General features: G+C 67.9%; 16 protein-coding genes. 12 read left to right on the top strand and 4 right to left on the bottom strand.

Annotated elements, in window-relative coordinates; all coding sequences use genetic code 11:
• Window positions 1–34 precede the first annotated feature (34 nt).
• Genes HJ588_RS04400 through HJ588_RS04385 form a run of 4 tightly spaced genes read left to right on the top strand, consistent with a single transcriptional unit; the run spans window position 35 to window position 1,830 of the window.
• The gene (locus HJ588_RS04400; RefSeq protein ID WP_171152378.1) at window positions 35–208 is read left to right on the top strand and encodes a DUF2273 domain-containing protein; all 174 of its coding nucleotides are present in this window, start codon (window positions 35–37) and stop codon (window positions 206–208) included.
• Window positions 201–614, top strand: coding sequence for an Asp23/Gls24 family envelope stress response protein (locus HJ588_RS04395; RefSeq protein WP_171152374.1), 414 nt, complete (start codon window positions 201–203; stop codon window positions 612–614). The genes HJ588_RS04400 and HJ588_RS04395 overlap by 8 nt, the downstream gene beginning before the upstream one ends.
• Complete coding sequence (locus tag HJ588_RS04390) at window positions 611–1,141, top strand: DUF6286 domain-containing protein (RefSeq protein ID WP_171152370.1); 531 nt, start codon at window positions 611–613, stop codon at window positions 1,139–1,141. Before HJ588_RS04395 ends, HJ588_RS04390 begins: the two co-directional genes overlap by 4 nt.
• Entirely contained in the window at window positions 1,138–1,830 is a 693-nt protein-coding gene (locus HJ588_RS04385; RefSeq protein WP_171152368.1) for a hypothetical protein, read from the top strand. The genes HJ588_RS04390 and HJ588_RS04385 overlap by 4 nt, the downstream gene beginning before the upstream one ends.
• Window positions 1,831–1,917: 87 nt before the next feature.
• On the opposite strand, the gene HJ588_RS04380 is transcribed toward HJ588_RS04385, so the two are convergent.
• The gene (locus tag HJ588_RS04380; protein ID WP_171152364.1) at window positions 1,918–2,439 is read right to left on the bottom strand and encodes a M23 family metallopeptidase; all 522 of its coding nucleotides are present in this window, start codon (window positions 2,437–2,439) and stop codon (window positions 1,918–1,920) included.
• A 276-nt stretch (window positions 2,440–2,715) separates the two neighbouring features.
• Between HJ588_RS04380 and HJ588_RS04375 the strand changes: the two genes are divergently transcribed.
• Window positions 2,716–3,540 (top strand): phosphotransferase family protein, encoded by an 825-nt coding sequence (locus tag HJ588_RS04375; protein ID WP_171152359.1) that lies wholly within the window; start codon window positions 2,716–2,718, stop codon window positions 3,538–3,540.
• Window positions 3,541–4,089: 549 nt separating this feature from the next.
• Here the strand turns inward: HJ588_RS04375 and HJ588_RS04370 are convergent.
• Both HJ588_RS04370 and HJ588_RS04365 read right to left on the bottom strand, forming a co-directional pair.
• A complete protein-coding gene (locus tag HJ588_RS04370) occupies window positions 4,090–5,313 on the bottom strand; it encodes a cation:proton antiporter domain-containing protein (RefSeq protein WP_171152356.1) in 1,224 nt (407 codons plus the stop codon).
• A gap of 47 nt (window positions 5,314–5,360) precedes the next feature.
• Entirely contained in the window at window positions 5,361–6,986 is a 1,626-nt protein-coding gene (locus HJ588_RS04365) for an acyl-CoA carboxylase subunit beta (RefSeq protein ID WP_212755280.1), read from the bottom strand.
• A 97-nt stretch (window positions 6,987–7,083) separates the two neighbouring features.
• Between HJ588_RS04365 and HJ588_RS04360 the strand changes: the two genes are divergently transcribed.
• The 7 genes from HJ588_RS04360 to HJ588_RS04330 all read left to right on the top strand — a co-directional run bounded on the left by HJ588_RS04360 (window position 7,084) and on the right by HJ588_RS04330 (window position 12,876).
• Window positions 7,084–8,034: an ACP S-malonyltransferase gene (locus HJ588_RS04360; protein ID WP_171152352.1), complete on the top strand. Its 951-nt coding sequence runs from the start codon at window positions 7,084–7,086 to the stop codon at window positions 8,032–8,034.
• A gap of 37 nt (window positions 8,035–8,071) precedes the next feature.
• Entirely contained in the window at window positions 8,072–9,337 is a 1,266-nt protein-coding gene (locus tag HJ588_RS04355; protein ID WP_171152348.1) for a beta-ketoacyl-[acyl-carrier-protein] synthase family protein, read from the top strand.
• Entirely contained in the window at window positions 9,334–10,488 is a 1,155-nt protein-coding gene (locus HJ588_RS04350) for a beta-ketoacyl-[acyl-carrier-protein] synthase family protein (protein WP_171152344.1), read from the top strand. The genes HJ588_RS04355 and HJ588_RS04350 overlap by 4 nt, the downstream gene beginning before the upstream one ends.
• A gap of 66 nt (window positions 10,489–10,554) precedes the next feature.
• Complete coding sequence (locus tag HJ588_RS04345) at window positions 10,555–10,830, top strand: phosphopantetheine-binding protein (protein ID WP_171152340.1); 276 nt, start codon at window positions 10,555–10,557, stop codon at window positions 10,828–10,830.
• The gene (locus HJ588_RS04340) at window positions 10,827–11,636 is read left to right on the top strand and encodes a cyclase family protein (protein ID WP_212755278.1); all 810 of its coding nucleotides are present in this window, start codon (window positions 10,827–10,829) and stop codon (window positions 11,634–11,636) included. The genes HJ588_RS04345 and HJ588_RS04340 overlap by 4 nt, the downstream gene beginning before the upstream one ends.
• A complete protein-coding gene (locus tag HJ588_RS04335; RefSeq protein ID WP_171152337.1) occupies window positions 11,633–12,316 on the top strand; it encodes a 4'-phosphopantetheinyl transferase family protein in 684 nt (227 codons plus the stop codon). Before HJ588_RS04340 ends, HJ588_RS04335 begins: the two co-directional genes overlap by 4 nt.
• A gap of 80 nt (window positions 12,317–12,396) precedes the next feature.
• Window positions 12,397–12,876: a MarR family winged helix-turn-helix transcriptional regulator gene (locus tag HJ588_RS04330; protein WP_171152331.1), complete on the top strand. Its 480-nt coding sequence runs from the start codon at window positions 12,397–12,399 to the stop codon at window positions 12,874–12,876.
• Between the two features lie 42 nt (window positions 12,877–12,918).
• On the opposite strand, the gene HJ588_RS04325 is transcribed toward HJ588_RS04330, so the two are convergent.
• Window positions 12,919–13,851, bottom strand: a complete 933-nt coding sequence (locus HJ588_RS04325) for a YcaO-like family protein (RefSeq protein WP_425483543.1) — start codon at window positions 13,849–13,851, stop codon at window positions 12,919–12,921.
• Window positions 13,852–13,868: the final 17 nt, after the last annotated feature.

The following is a 13,868-nucleotide window of genomic DNA, read 5'->3' as shown; positions in this document are numbered from 1 at the left end:
TCGGGAGCCCGTTTCGCACGAAGGAGATTTTTCGATGACTGCCTCTACCACCGGCCTGTTCGCCGGACTGTTGCTCACCATCGCCATCGTGACCGGCGGATGGCTCGGCCTGCTGTTGGCGATCGTGCTGGGCGGCGGCGGCTACCTGGTCGGCGGTCATGTCGGCGGTGAGCTCGACCTGACTGCCCTGTGGAACCGCCGTGGCTGAGCAGGACGCCGCGCCCACGCAGACCGCACCGACGGACACCGGCACCGCCGCCGAGCTGGGCGACCCGGCCACCCGCGGCCGGCTGGAGGTGCGTCCCGGCGCCCTCCAGCACCTGGTGGAGCACGCCGCGACGACGGTCCCCGGCACGGTGCGGGAGCGGTCCGGCCTGGACCGGCTGCGCGGCCGCGGCTACCCGCACGCCGACATCACCGTCAAGGGAACGACGAGCTGGGTGACGCTGCACGTCGCCGCGGTCTGGCCGTGCGCGGTCGAGCAGATCATGACCACGACCCGTGACCGGGTGCAGCAGGAGGCGACCAAGTTGTCGGGCACCACGGTCGCCGAGGTGGACGTGGTGATGCACCTGGTGAGCCCCGACCAGGGCAACGAACGGAGGGTCATATGAGCAAGCTGCCACCTCCCCAGGCGCGACCGGCCGCGGCATACACCGCCGCCCTGCTGGCGCTCGGGCTGATCGGGCTCGGAGTCGTCGGGGTGCAGGAGTTGCTGACCCGGCAGGACTGGGTGAGCGGCAAGCCGTGGCTCAGCACGCTGATCGACAACGCCCAGCACGCGACGCCGGCCTCGTGGGCGCTGCCCGCCGGCATCGCCGCCGTCGTCGTCGGTCTGTTGTTGCTCTTCGCGGCGCTGAAGCCGCGCCGGGCGACGCACCGCCGCGTGCCGGGCACCGACGACGCCTGGGTCTCACCGGCGGCGCTCGCCACGATCGCGGCCGTCGCCGCGCGCAGGACGCCCGGCGTGGTGAGCGCCGACGCGCGCCATACCCGCCGCAAGATCCAGGTGTCGGTGCAGGCGGACGCCGACCGCCAGCTGGAGGGCATGGACCAGGCGGTGCAGCGACAGGTCGAGAGCCAACAGGAAGGGCTGAGTGACATGCCGATTTCCGTGCGCAGCCGGAAGGTGACGCGATGAGCCGGGCACCCTACCGATTCGACCGGTTCGCAACGGCGCTCGTGGGTCTCGTGCTGATCGCCGGCGGGCTGCTGCTGATCGACTGGAAGCAGCACATCGTGCGCAGCGACTACCCGCGCCGGCTGCAGCTCGGCCGGCTCGTCGAGTGGTCACACTCGGACTGGTGGCCGTGGGCGACCGCCGCGGCCGGCGTCGTGCTCGCGCTGCTCGGTCTCTACTGGCTGCTGGCGCACCTGCGCCGGGCCCGGGTGCGTTCCTTCACCGTGCCGGCGACCGGCGACGGGCAGGGCAACGGCACGCTGACCGTCGAGGCCGGCCCGCTGGAGTCCGTGGTCGCGCAGGACCTGACCGACCACGGCCCGGTGACCGGCGCCCACGCCAAGACCGTCAACAGCCGCCGCGGCCGGATGGAGCTGGTCACCGCACCGCTCGACGAACGCGCCACCGGCGACACCGTGCGGGCCTCCTACGAGCGGCTCGCCGGTCAGATCGCCGACGCGTTCCCCGGCACCGGCCTGCAGACGCGGCTCGTGCTCGACAAGCCGCGTCGCACCCGCGGCCGCCGGTCCGCGCTCGGCGGCCCGGGCGTGGTCACTCCCGCCCCCGCGCCCCGCGCGGACCTGACGAAGCAGTCGGGTGACGGCTCGCCGGAGCGGTCGGTCGACTCAGGTGCGGAGCAGTCCGGCTGACACCTGGGCGACTCCCATCAAGCACACGACCTCCGGGCGGCGCGCGACTCACGTCATACGCGCCGCCCGGAGGTCGTTATGCGTGGGTCAGGGCCAGAGGTTGGGGTTCTTGTCGGTGCCGTAGCCGCCGTAGCGGGGACGGCGCTCGAGGTGCAGGTGCGGGCCGGTGGTGTTGCCGGTGTTGCCGGAGTAGCCGATCAGCTGGTTGGTGGCGACGCGCTGACCGTCGCTGACGACCCGGCGCGACAGGTGGCAATAACCCCAGTCGGACCCGTCGACGTTGTCGTTGATCAGGATCATCGTGCCGTATGCCGAGCCCCAGTTGGCCCGGCCGGTGCGCACGTCGCCGCCGATGGTCGCGTAGACCGGCGTGCCGATCGGGCAGCCGATGTCGACACCGGTGTGATAGCCGGCCGCCCAGTTGCCGGGCTGGCGCCACTGGGCGGTGATCGGGTGCGCGGTCGGATTCTTCACCGGCCGCACGTATGACGCAGCCTGCGCCTCCGGCGCGATCGCGACGCTCGCGACGGTGAGGCCGGCGACCGCTGCGCCCCCGGTGAGGATCAGCCGTCGACTGGGCAGGTTGGACGGTTCCTGACGGTCTGTCATGAGAGTTCTCCCGACTGCTGCTTGTCTGGTCACTTCATGCCTGACGGGCACGGCACCGAGCGTTCCAACCGCCACTGCGAATCCGCTGCGAAGTCAGGCCCGTCGTGTCGCGCGCGTGTGGCAGCCCTATGTGACGTGAACGCGGATAGCGTCGCATCCGTGGCCGAGAGTGACTGGAGAGAGGGCGGGTTCAGGCGGCGACCGCTTACCCGGGCCTCGCTCGCTTGGGCCGCGAGGGCGATGGGACCGGACGCCCGGGTCGTCGATTGCCGCCGTATGACGGGAGGCGTCTCCTCCGCGGTGCACGAGGTCACCGTGGACGTGCGCGGTGCGCGGACTCTCGTCATACTCCGTCAATATCCGGGTGGCCTCGGTTTGCACGAGACGCTCACGAACGAGATCGCCAATCTTGAGCTGGTCGCAGGAAGTGGGCTGCCGGTGCCGCGCGTCCTGGCCGCAGATGCTGCCGGTGACTCGACCGACGGTTCGCCGTCGCTGCTGATGACCCGGCTTCCAGGGCAGGTCGAGCTCAACCCGACCGAACCCGGCTCCTGGCGGACGAGGACCGCCGAGCTCGCCGCGCTCGTGCATTCGCTCGATCTTCCCGCCCCAACCTTCCGGCCCTGGGCGGACTCCTGGATTGCTCCGCTCGCCGAGTTGCGGGTGCCTGCGGACGCGCAGCGACCCGGCGTATGGCGAGCGGCGTTCGAGGTGATGGCCGCACCGCCACCGGCGGACCGAGCGGTCTTTCTGCACGGCGACTTCCTGCCAGTCAATCTCCTCTGGTCCGGAGGGGCCATCACCGGCCTGACCGACTGGAACGGCATCCATCGCGGATCGCGCGCGATCGACGTCGGGCACTGCCGTCGCTACCTCGCCGCGCTCTACTCCCCGGAAGAGTCCGAAGATCTCCGATCGCGCTACGAGTCGATCGCCGGCGTCGCGCTCGACCCGTGGTGGGACCTGTTCGCGTTGCTGCACTACGACGACAGTCAGTCGCGATGGGTCCGCCGCCAGGTCGCCGGACGCTGTCCGGTCGACGCATGCGGTATGACGGCACGCGTAGAGGCCGTCGTCAAAGGGGCACTGGCGCGGTTCTGACGTCGGAAGGGCCGTTGCGGCTGTGGACTCTTGTCAGTCCGGTAGAACGTTCCCCTCAGGTGGAGGTCCCGCGACGGTGCTCAACGCCTGCTGGTACATGGAATCAGCCGTTACCAAAGTGATCTGCTTCGTCTTGTAGCCCAACGGCTCCTGGTGCCAGGACCCATCCGGGCGTACCTCCAGCAGCCAGGTCCACTTGGGACCCACGTCAGTCAGCCGACCGATCCACGTCGCCGAGCGATGCCCCTCCCGCTCGACACCTATCAACCCGAAGAGGGCTCCCATCGTGCGGATCACGGACACGGCCGAGTCCAACTCCACAGGTCCGGGGCTGCACGGCGGCCACGTCGGCAGAGTGCGCGCGAAGATCTTCTTTCCAGCCGCCTGCAGGGCATGGATTGCCGAGCTGCTGCACGAATGTGCGATCTCCGATCCGGCCTGCTCGGCAAACGAATCAAGCCAGATCAGGCAAGAGACTCGCTGGAAGCCGTCCCATCCCACCGGATCACTTCAGTATCGACCCTCGTTCTTCAGCACGACCGGGACTCCTCAGGCTGCGGTGCGAGTGACCGTAGTCGACCGATCCTTGGAGGGACGGGAGAGCGGCGTCGGTTCGGGTGGGTACTCGGTGACCTGGGGCGACAGAGCGCGTAAGAGTGGACTGGTCATCGCCGTGGCGAGCAGGGTGAGCAGGATCAGCGCGGAGTATGTCGGGAGCGCGATTAGTCCCAGCTGGCGGCCGAGATCCAGGATGACGATCTCGGTGAGTCCACGGGTGTTCATCAGGACGGCTGTCTGGCGCGCCTCGGCACGGGTGAGTCCGGCCCAGCGGGCTCCGGTGAATGACCCAGCAAGCTTGGTCACGACCGCGCCCGTGCCCACGAGCAGCACCCAGACACCTTGCTGGCTGACCGAGGCCAGGTCCACATGTGCGCCCGCGAGCACGAAGTAGAGCGACGGCCAGACGAATGTTCCGTGGCGGAGGGTGTCGGCGACCTCCCGCACCGCAGAGTCATCCCGCGGAATGGTGACTCCGGCGAGCATAGCCCCGCACGCGTAGTGCAGTCCGGCAACTTCGGTGGCGGCGGCGGCCGCCCAGACGAAACCCGTGAGGAGGAGTACGGCGACCGCTCGGGGCAGCCACGGGATGCGCAGCGCGCGCGCCACCACCCGGCCGATGACCAGAATGCCCGCTACCGCGGCAGGACCGAGCAGCCATCTACTGGGGTGCCCTGCATCGCGAGCGAGGATGATTACACCGAGCGTGATCCACATGACGAGGTCGAGAGTTCCTGCGGCGCCGAGGCTGAGGCTGCGGACCCGTTCGGGAACGACGTGGTCGTCCAGAATGCGGTAGAGCACCGGCAGCGCCGTGGCCGCCATCGCGACGCCCAGGAACACCGTGCTGCTCCATCCGCCAGTCGTCCCGGTCGGTATGAGCCAGAGGGCTGCGGCGATCCCGAACGCAAACGGGATCGCCGCCGAGAGCACCGCCAGCGCGGCACTGCTCCGCCAGGCGCTGCCGCCGGCGCGGATCTCCTGCCCGATCGTGAACAGGAACAGGCACAGCCCCAGCGTCGCTAGCTGTGTCATCTCCTGGGTCGACGGGGCACTGAGCAGCTCGGGACGCCAGTACACCAGGGCGGTACCGGTGAGGATCCCCACCGTGAGCTCGCCGACGACAACGGGTTGGCGGGTGACGTGGGCTGCGAGACCGGCGACGGCCGAGAGCGTCAGCAGTGCCGCGGCAGTGCAGGCGATGGCGAGTGACACAACAGTTCCTCAGTCTCAGTGATATTCAGTATTACTGATTATAAACGTCACGCCGGCTGGTTGCCATGCCTGCGCTCCGACAGCGTCACGCGCTTAGTCGCCAGCGTGCTGAGCGCGTCGCACAGCACCGCCCGGGTGTCTGCGGGATCGATGATGTCGTCGACCAAGCCGCGCTCCGCGGCGTAATAGGGATGCATGAGCTCGTCGCGATAGAGATTGATGCGGTCTTCGCGCACTTGGTCCGGGTCGTCGGCCTGCGCGATCTCGCGGCGGAAGATGATGCTGGCGGCACCCTCCGCACCCATCACGGCGACCTCGTTGGTTGGCCAGGCGAAGGACAGATCACAGCCGATCGACCGAGAGTCCATCACGATGTACGCGCCGCCGTACGCCTTACGCACGATGACTTGGACGCGAGGAACCGTGGCGTTGCAGTACGCGTAGAGCAGCTTGGCTCCGTGGCGAATGATTCCGCCGTGCTCCTGGTCGACGCCAGGCATGAACCCAGGCACGTCCACCAGTGTGACCAGGCTGATACCCAGGGAATCGCACATGGTGACGAACCGCGCGGCCTTCTCGGCCGCGGCGATGTCGAGCGCACCGGCCAGGACCAGGGGCTGGTTGGCGACCACTCCGACGACCTCGCCGCCGATGCGGCCGAGCGCGCAGAGGATGTTCTTTGCCCAGTTCTCGTGGATCTCGATCCATTGCTGGTCATCGACCACCGCGTCGATGACCTCGCGCATGTCGTACGGCGTGGCCGGGTCGGCGGGAACGATCGCCGTCAGCTCGGGAAGTCGTCGGTCGACCGGGTCGTCGAGGCCTTCGTCGATCGGCGGGCGCTCCTGGTTGTGCCGCGGGAGCAGTGACAGCAGGTAGCGCACGTCGGCGAAGCACTCGGGCTCGTCCGGGTGGGCGAAGTGGGCGACCCCCGACTTCTGCGAGTGCGGGACGGCGCCACCGAGATCATTCATGGTGACCTCCTCACCCGTCACTGCCGCAACCACATCAGGTCCGGTGACGAACATCTGAGACGTGTTCTGGATCGTGAAGACGAAGTCCGTAAGCGCAGGTGAGTAGGCGGCGCCACCTGCGCACGGACCCGCGATGACGCTGATCTGGGGAATGACCCCGGACGCCGCGACGTGCCGACGGAAGATCTCGCCGTACCCTGCCAGCGCGGTGACTCCCTCCTGGATCCGCGCGCCGGCCCCGTCGTTAATGCCAACGATTGGGCAGCGTGCGGCAACGGCCAGGTCGAGGACCTTGCAGATCTTCTGTGCGTGCGCCTCACCCAACGCACCGCCGAAGATGCGGAAGTCGTGGGCGTACACGAAGACCTTCCTCCCGTACACCGTTCCCCACCCGGTGATGACGCCGTCGGTCGCCGGACGTCGGTTCTCCAGCCCGAACCCTGTCGCACGATGCCGGCGGAAGGTCTCGATCTCGCGGAACGATCCCTGGTCGAGTAGCAGATCGATGCGCTCCCGCGCCGTGAGCTTGTTGCGTGCATGCTGCCGCTCGGTCGCCCGCTGGTCGGGTCCAGCCAGCACGGTCGCACGAAGCCGGGCGAGTTCAGCCGTGCGCTCAACCAGCGTAGGCATCGAATCTGCTTGCAGGTCAGGCAGATTCGCGTCTGTAGTGGGGGCAGGTGCGGATCGCAGATCAGTCACGATGATCTCCCTATTGATAATCAGAACTACTGATTGACATGTTCCTGATGATCGCTATAGTGATGATTATCGACCTTGATAGTCAAGAGAGGGAGTCATGGTTTTCAGCGCAAGCCACAGCGCGTGGGTGTTCCCCGGCCAGGGCAGCCAAGAGCCCGGCATGGGGGAGGACCTGCGCCTAGCAAGCGGCACGTACCGCACTCTTCTGGAGCACGCGTCCGAGCTCACCGCGACGCATTTCGACCCTGCCGTCCCCGTCCAGCCGGTCGACGGGGGCGGCGTGCATCCGACCGTGCTGACGCAGCTGTCGGTGTTCACCGTCTCGGTCGGCCTCGCCGATGCGCTGCTGCAGGCGGGCGAGCGGCCGCAGGTGCTGGCCGGGCATAGCGTCGGCGAGTTCGCTGCCCTGGCAGCGGGCGGCTGGCTCGAGCCGAGCGAGGCACTGGAGCTGGTGTTCCACCGGGCGAGTGCGATGGCTGCGTGCTGCCGTCAGGAGGCGTCCATGATGGCGGTGCTCGGCATCGCGCCCGAGATCGTGGCAAACGCGTGCGCGGGTAGCGACGCGGTTCTGGCCAACTACAACGCTGTGCGGCAGACGGTGGTGTCCGGACCTACTGCCGACCTATTCCACGTAGGCGCGTGCCTGCGCGACTTGGGCGCGACGGTGGTCGAGCTCGACGTCGCTGGGGCGTTCCACTCCAACCTGATGGCGCCGGCTCGCGACGCGCTCGCACCCCGTATCGCCGCGGCCAACCTGCGACCTGGTCACACGCCGATGATCAGCAGCATCAGTGGCTCGACGATCAGTGATGTGGGTCGCTACCGCGCCGCGCTGAGCGAGCAGGTGACCGCGCCCGTGCAGTGGACCGCGGTGCTGCGGACCCTCGACGACGTGCTGCCCGACGACGGCGGCGTGCTCGAGATCGGGCCGGGTCGCGTCCTGCGCGGTCTGCAACGCAAGCACGACCGCCGTCGACCGGTGGGTTCGTGCTCGTCATGGGCCGAGGCGCAGGAGCTCATCCAGCAGCCGACCGTCGCCGCCGGCTGAACCACACATCTCCCACCACTACGCAGAAAGGCACAGCATGAGACGAGTCGCTGTCACTGGCATGGGCGTCATGGCGCCCAACGGCATTGGGGTGAAGGCGTTCGCTGAGTCGTTGTGGAATGGCCGCAACGGCGTGTCACCCATCAGCGGGTTCGACGCCTCCGGATTCGGATCCCGGATCGCAGGGCAGCTGCCCGAGGTCGTCCTACCGCTGCCACCGGCTGAGGACCCTGAAGGAGGAGAGGATCGCGTCGTCCGGATCGCTCTGGCGACTGCGACCGAAGCGGTCACCAATGCAGGTTTGTACGCCGAGTCCCTGCCGGATCCGACGCGCATGGGCGTTTCTCTCGCGAACGCCATCGGTGGAACCAAGTTCATGACCGAGCACTTCCCCGATATCACCCAGGAGGGTCTCGCTCCGATCGATGTCGCCTCCGCGCATCCCCGGCTGCATCGCGCAGCCACGTTCGATATCGCCAGCAGCGTCATCGCGGACACGTTCGGGCTGATGGGTCCGGTGACCACCTTGACTACCGGTTGCACGGGCGGCAACGACGCCGTCGGCTCGGCCCTGGACACGATCCGGCGAGGAGACGCCGACGTCATGATCGCTGGCGCGGCTGAGGCTCCGATCACGCCTTTCGTCCTCGCTTGCTTCGACGTCATTGGCGCGCTGTCAGTGCGCAACGATGACCCGGCGCACGCATCACGGCCTTTCGACTCCGACCGGGACGGGTTCGTCCTGGCCGAGGGTGCGGGCTTGGTGGTCCTGGAGGAGTGGGAGCACGCTCGTCGCCGCGGTGCGCCGATCCTGGCGGAGGTGTCGGGGTTCGGGTCGACCAGCAACGCGTTCCACATGACCGACCTGCCCGATGACGGCACGAGCCTGGGCCACTCGTTGCGGCTTGCTCTGCAGGATGCGGCCGTCGACCCCAGTGAGGTCGGCTACGTCAACGCTCACGGCAGTTCGACACCGCAGAACGACGTGTGTGAGACCAGCGCGATCCGCACCATTCTCGGAGCGCACGCGGACCAAGCTCCGGTCAGCTCCATCAAATCGATGCTTGGCCACGCGTTGGCCGCGGCGAACGCAGTGGAGCTGGTCGCTTCCGTGCTGGCGCTCCAGGAGCAGGTGCTGCCGCCCACCATCAACCACGTCCGGCCAGGCCCGGGCTGTGACCTGGACTACGTCGCTAACCACGCCCGCGAGGTCTGCGACCTGCGGCACGTCGCGAGCCTCTCCAGCGGGTTCGGCGGCATCCATTCCACGCTTGTGATCTCCCGGGAAGGGACCCGCAAATGAGCACAGATAACCGTGACGTCCTGATCACCGGCGTGGGCGTCGTCGTACCCGGCGCGCGTGATCTGAGCGAGCTGAGCCCGGACCACTTTCGGGATCGGGTGATGGCCCGCCCCATCGACCGGTTCGACACGACCGGGCACACGAGTAGTACCGCCGCCGTGGTGGACGACGCAGAGTTGGCCAGCGTCCCCCGTAGGCTACGCAAGCGGGTCGACCGGTTCTGCGCCCTTTCTTTGGTCGCGGTTGACCGAGCGCTGGGAGCAGCCGGGCTCGTAAGCAACGACGGCACTCTCAGCTCCGCCGTCGACCGGGATCGTGCCGGAGTCATCTTCGGCAACATGTTCGGCGGCTGGGAGATGACCGAGGACAGCCTGCGGCGGCTTTGCCAGGTGGGCTACACCGGTGTCAGTCCGTACATCGCTGCGGGATGGTTTCCGACGGCCAGCCAGGGGCAGGTCAGCATCCGGTGGGGTCTGCGCGGGTTCAGTAAGACCGTCGTGGCTGATACCGCATCGGGCGCGACCGCAGTCGGCACAGCGGCGGACGCTATTCGTAGCGGGCGTGCCGATCTGGTGATCGCCGGCGCCGCGGAGGCGCCCGTCACCCCGTACACCTGGACGTTCTGTACGACGACCGGGCGGCTATCCCCAACCACTTACCGGCCGTTCACCGCGTCTGCGGACGGGTTCACCGCTGGAGAGGGCTCGGTGGTGTTCGTACTGGAGAGCGCAGCGAACGCTCAAGCCCGCGGCGCGACCCCGTTGGCCAAGTTCGGCGGTTTCGCCTCCACCCACGCCCACTCCAAGGCGCCCTTCGCCGAACCTGCGGCCACCACCTGGAGCGCGTTCACCGCACTGCAGCGCGCCGGCGTGCACGCCGGCGAGGTCGACTATGTCGGCCTGGACGCGCAGGGGCAGACCGGTGCTGACCAGGCCGAACTGCATGGCCTCGACACCATCCTTGGCAGTAACAGCGACGCAGTCGGTCGCCACACGATCAAGCCGCACACCGGCCACCTACTCGGCGCCGCCGCAGCGGTCGAGCTCGGCGCCGCCGTACACGCCATTCAGCGCGGCGCCAGCCAGACCGCCCTGGTGCACGCGCGAGGCGCTGAAGGAACGGTCACCAGTTCGGTCCTGACCGCGGCCTGAACTTTGAAGAATCCGAATCTGAAGAATCCGAACCAGTATCCGAATCACTCGAAGGAGAGCAAACCCATGACCACCACCCGCACCGATCAGGACACGCTTGCAATGGTCATCGAGGCCATGCGCGACATGGGCATTGATGGCGTCGACATCACCCCTGACACCCACCTCCGGGAAGACCTGGACGTGGATTCCGCTGAGCTCGTGGAGCTGGTGACCGACGTCGCCGGGCAGGCTCCTGACGGCAAGGCGCTCAAGCACGTCCGCACCGTGGCCGAGCTGGTCACGTTCCTCGATGGCGGCGCGCCTGACCAGCCGTCCGAACCGATCAAGGAAAGCGCATGATGACAACGACAGTGGCACCCGAACTGCACCGGGCGGCCGACACCCTGGGTCGGATTGTCGATCTGAGCGTGCCGATCCAGGCCTCCGTGAGCGAAGCGACTCCAGTCTCCGTCGACGTCCTCGACCACGCCGCAGGTGCCGCCGTTCTCACCCAGGGCCGACTCACGGCAGCGGACTTTCCCGGCGGGATGGCTATCTCGAACGAGACCGTTCAGCTCACCACACACACTGGCACGCACATGGACGCTCCGCTGCACTACGGCCCGGAGACCCTCGGCCGACCTGCGCGCAGCATCGACGAGATCCCGTTGGAGTGGTGTCACGCTCCGGGCGTCCGACTGGACGTGCGCGACGTCCCGGTCGGCAAGGGCATCACGGTGGCGCACCTGGAGCGGGCGCTACAGCGCGCCGATCACGTGCTGCAGGATGGCGAGATCGTATTGCTGTGGACCGGAGCGTCGCGGCTGTGGGGTACGCAGGCGTACCGCACAGATTTCCCAGGGCTGACGGGCGCCGGGACGCGCTGGTTGGTGGAACAGGGTGTCCGCGTCATCGGCATTGACGCCTGGGGGATGGACCGCCCGACCGCCGTCATGGTCGAGGATTACGAGAACACCGGCGATCAGGCGTACCTTTGGCCAGCCCACATGGCTGGACGCACTCATGAGTACGTCCAGCTGGAGAAGCTGAACCATCTAGACCAACTCCCGGACGCGACTGGGTTCGTCGTCAGCTGCTTCCCGATTCCGGTCATGGGCGCGGGAGCCGGTTGGACACGTGTCGTCGCCCACCTGCCCTCACCATGAGCATCGCGATCGACGTGGGGTGCGTCAGCTGCTGGTCCGGACGACTACGGCGTGTCCAGCGGCTGACCAGCACGGCGTTCACGGCGGAGGAGATCAACTGGGCTCGCGGTGAGCCCGCCCGGCTGACTTTGGCGTGGACGGTGAAAGAGTCTGTGCTGAAGCTGCTGGGTTGCGGTTTCGACGGCATCGGGTGGAAGGGCGTCGCGTTGATCGGCTGCGAGACGACTCAGCTGCACATCAGGCTGAGCCCGCCTGCCCAGGAGCTGTGTCATCAGAGGCTGGTGCACCCGCTCGTCGCAGTTACCTGCCTCGGACCTTCGCTCGTCGCTACTGCGCTCACGGGCGACTGCGCCGCCACCCGCCTGGCGGCGGTCTGCTATCAGTCGTACCCGCGTCAGGCACGCGCCCGCGCGGCTTCCCGCGCCGCCCGTCAGGCCGGGCGGCGCGCGGCGCACGAGCTGGGCGTGGGACCGGTGCGGTTCACCGCTCCTCGGGAGGCATCTCCGAGTTCGCTCGGCCTGGCCGACCGGCCCTCGGTCGAGGCCGCGTTCTCCCATGACTGCGGCATCGCGATCGCTGCGGTCAGCGCCGCGCGGCACCCCGCGCGCGGCGACGCGACAAGTTTTCAACTATCAGATAAACTGACAATCAAGAGAATTGACGCGCGGTTTCCGCGATAACTAGCCCTCGACTTCGCCAGTGGGAGGCGTTCACCATCAGCTCAGGCAAAGGAAGGCGCGCGGCAGCGCGGGTGGTCAAAATGACAAGCGAGCAGGCGCAGGTCGTGCCGAAGAACCTCGCGGAGCCGTTGTGGGGCTCGATCGGGTTTTTATTGAGCAAGGCGGCCGACCAGGTCGAGTCCCAGTTCGCGACTGCCCTGGGGCCACACGGCATCACACCCCGTGAGTACGGGATCCTCACCACGATCGCGCGCCGCGGGCCGCAGTCCCAGCAGCAGATCGGATCGCAGATCGGGATTGACCGGACAACGATGGTCAACCTGGTCGATTCCCTGGAGGAAAGCGGGCTGGTCGAACGAGTCCGTGACGCCAAGGACCGGCGCCGTTATGCGCTGACCTTGTCGCCGGCTGCGGAGAAGCTGGTCCACAAGACCCTTCCGGTCGTAGACGCCGAGACCCACGACCAGTACCTGGCACCGCTGACGGCGGCCGAGCGGGACACCTTGGTAGACCTGATCCGGCGACTGGTCGCTCACAACGCCGACAACGCCGCGCGCTGAGCAGGCGGTCAAGCCGCTTGTCGATAAGGGGCGCTGCGTGGGTCACCAGCGAAGCGGCTCGACCGTGCCCGGGCAGCAGGCAGCTGCCAGACAGCCGGCTTCCTCGGCGACGATCATCGCGACGGGCTCATGGTCGTACCGCGCCATCGCATGGGTGATCACGTCGGTGTAGTCAGCCGAGTCAGGCAGGTTATTTGGCCGCACCGGTGCGCAGCTGGCGCTGAGCCGCTCGTGGATTCGTGGGCCCATCAGCCAGCGGCGGACCAAGCACTGAGTGTCTGGATGAGCACCGGGGCCCTCGCCGATCGCCTCGACGGCTACGGCCCGTCGCACCGATGCTTCGACGAAAGCTTCCCGCAACGCCTCGTGCGGAGTCCATGGCCCGACCAGGTGATCTCCGATACTGAGAGCACCGGTGGTGACGCACCGCAGAGTCACGACGGCCAGCGTGGACCCCGCACCCACCCGGAGCAGATAGCCCGAGACGCTGAGGTTCTCGTGGTCCAGCTCGTCGGCTCGGGCCGGTGAGATGGCCTCGAGCAGCAGGTCATGCGCGGGAAGTAAGGGGCGGCGCTGGTCGGCGGCGCGTCTCCACCACCTGGCGACGAGGTCTCGAGCGACCGTCTCCTGCACAGCGTGCTGGGTTGCGACTGCGACCGTGGCCGCCATACTCGCCCCGCCCGCGATCAGGTTGAGGACCCGGTCACCGTCGCTCGAGGGCATCAGGCCCCGGACTGGAACGGTGTACGGGTCACCGGTGACCAGACCGATGCACGATGCCCACAGCTCCGGTTGCCGTGGCAGGGCCGGCGGCAGCCCCAGGTCCTCCGGAGCGATGGTTGTGTTGCCCGTCGTGTCCTCGCACCAGGCGGCTTGAGCTAACGCCCGGGCCGCCACTGCAGCGCGGGTACTCGCCTGTCGTTGCGCACTGGAGCGATCGAAGGCTCCTGTGACGACCAGGTGATCCCCCGGCACAGTCGCCACGAACACTC

Source organism: Flexivirga aerilata (assembly GCF_013002715.1).
Lineage (GTDB): Bacteria > Actinomycetota > Actinomycetes > Actinomycetales > Dermatophilaceae > Flexivirga > Flexivirga aerilata.
This window is presented reverse-complemented; position numbering and strand designations above follow the sequence as displayed.

Coding starts and splice junctions, on each gene's coding strand:
- HJ588_RS04345 (WP_171152340.1), top strand. CDS start 10,555: ATGACCACCACCCGCACCGATCAGGACACGCTTGCAATGGTCATCGAG.
- HJ588_RS04350 (WP_171152344.1), top strand. CDS start 9,334: ATGAGCACAGATAACCGTGACGTCCTGATCACCGGCGTGGGCGTCGTC.
- HJ588_RS04355 (WP_171152348.1), top strand. CDS start 8,072: ATGAGACGAGTCGCTGTCACTGGCATGGGCGTCATGGCGCCCAACGGC.
- HJ588_RS04330 (WP_171152331.1), top strand. CDS start 12,397: ATGACAAGCGAGCAGGCGCAGGTCGTGCCGAAGAACCTCGCGGAGCCG.
- HJ588_RS04375 (WP_171152359.1), top strand. CDS start 2,716: ATGACGGGAGGCGTCTCCTCCGCGGTGCACGAGGTCACCGTGGACGTG.
- HJ588_RS04360 (WP_171152352.1), top strand. CDS start 7,084: ATGGTTTTCAGCGCAAGCCACAGCGCGTGGGTGTTCCCCGGCCAGGGC.
- HJ588_RS04400 (WP_171152378.1), top strand. CDS start 35: ATGACTGCCTCTACCACCGGCCTGTTCGCCGGACTGTTGCTCACCATC.
- HJ588_RS04385 (WP_171152368.1), top strand. CDS start 1,138: ATGAGCCGGGCACCCTACCGATTCGACCGGTTCGCAACGGCGCTCGTG.
- HJ588_RS04380 (WP_171152364.1), bottom strand. CDS start 2,439: ATGACAGACCGTCAGGAACCGTCCAACCTGCCCAGTCGACGGCTGATC.
- HJ588_RS04335 (WP_171152337.1), top strand. CDS start 11,633: ATGAGCATCGCGATCGACGTGGGGTGCGTCAGCTGCTGGTCCGGACGA.
- HJ588_RS04340 (WP_212755278.1), top strand. CDS start 10,827: ATGATGACAACGACAGTGGCACCCGAACTGCACCGGGCGGCCGACACC.
- HJ588_RS04390 (WP_171152370.1), top strand. CDS start 611: ATGAGCAAGCTGCCACCTCCCCAGGCGCGACCGGCCGCGGCATACACC.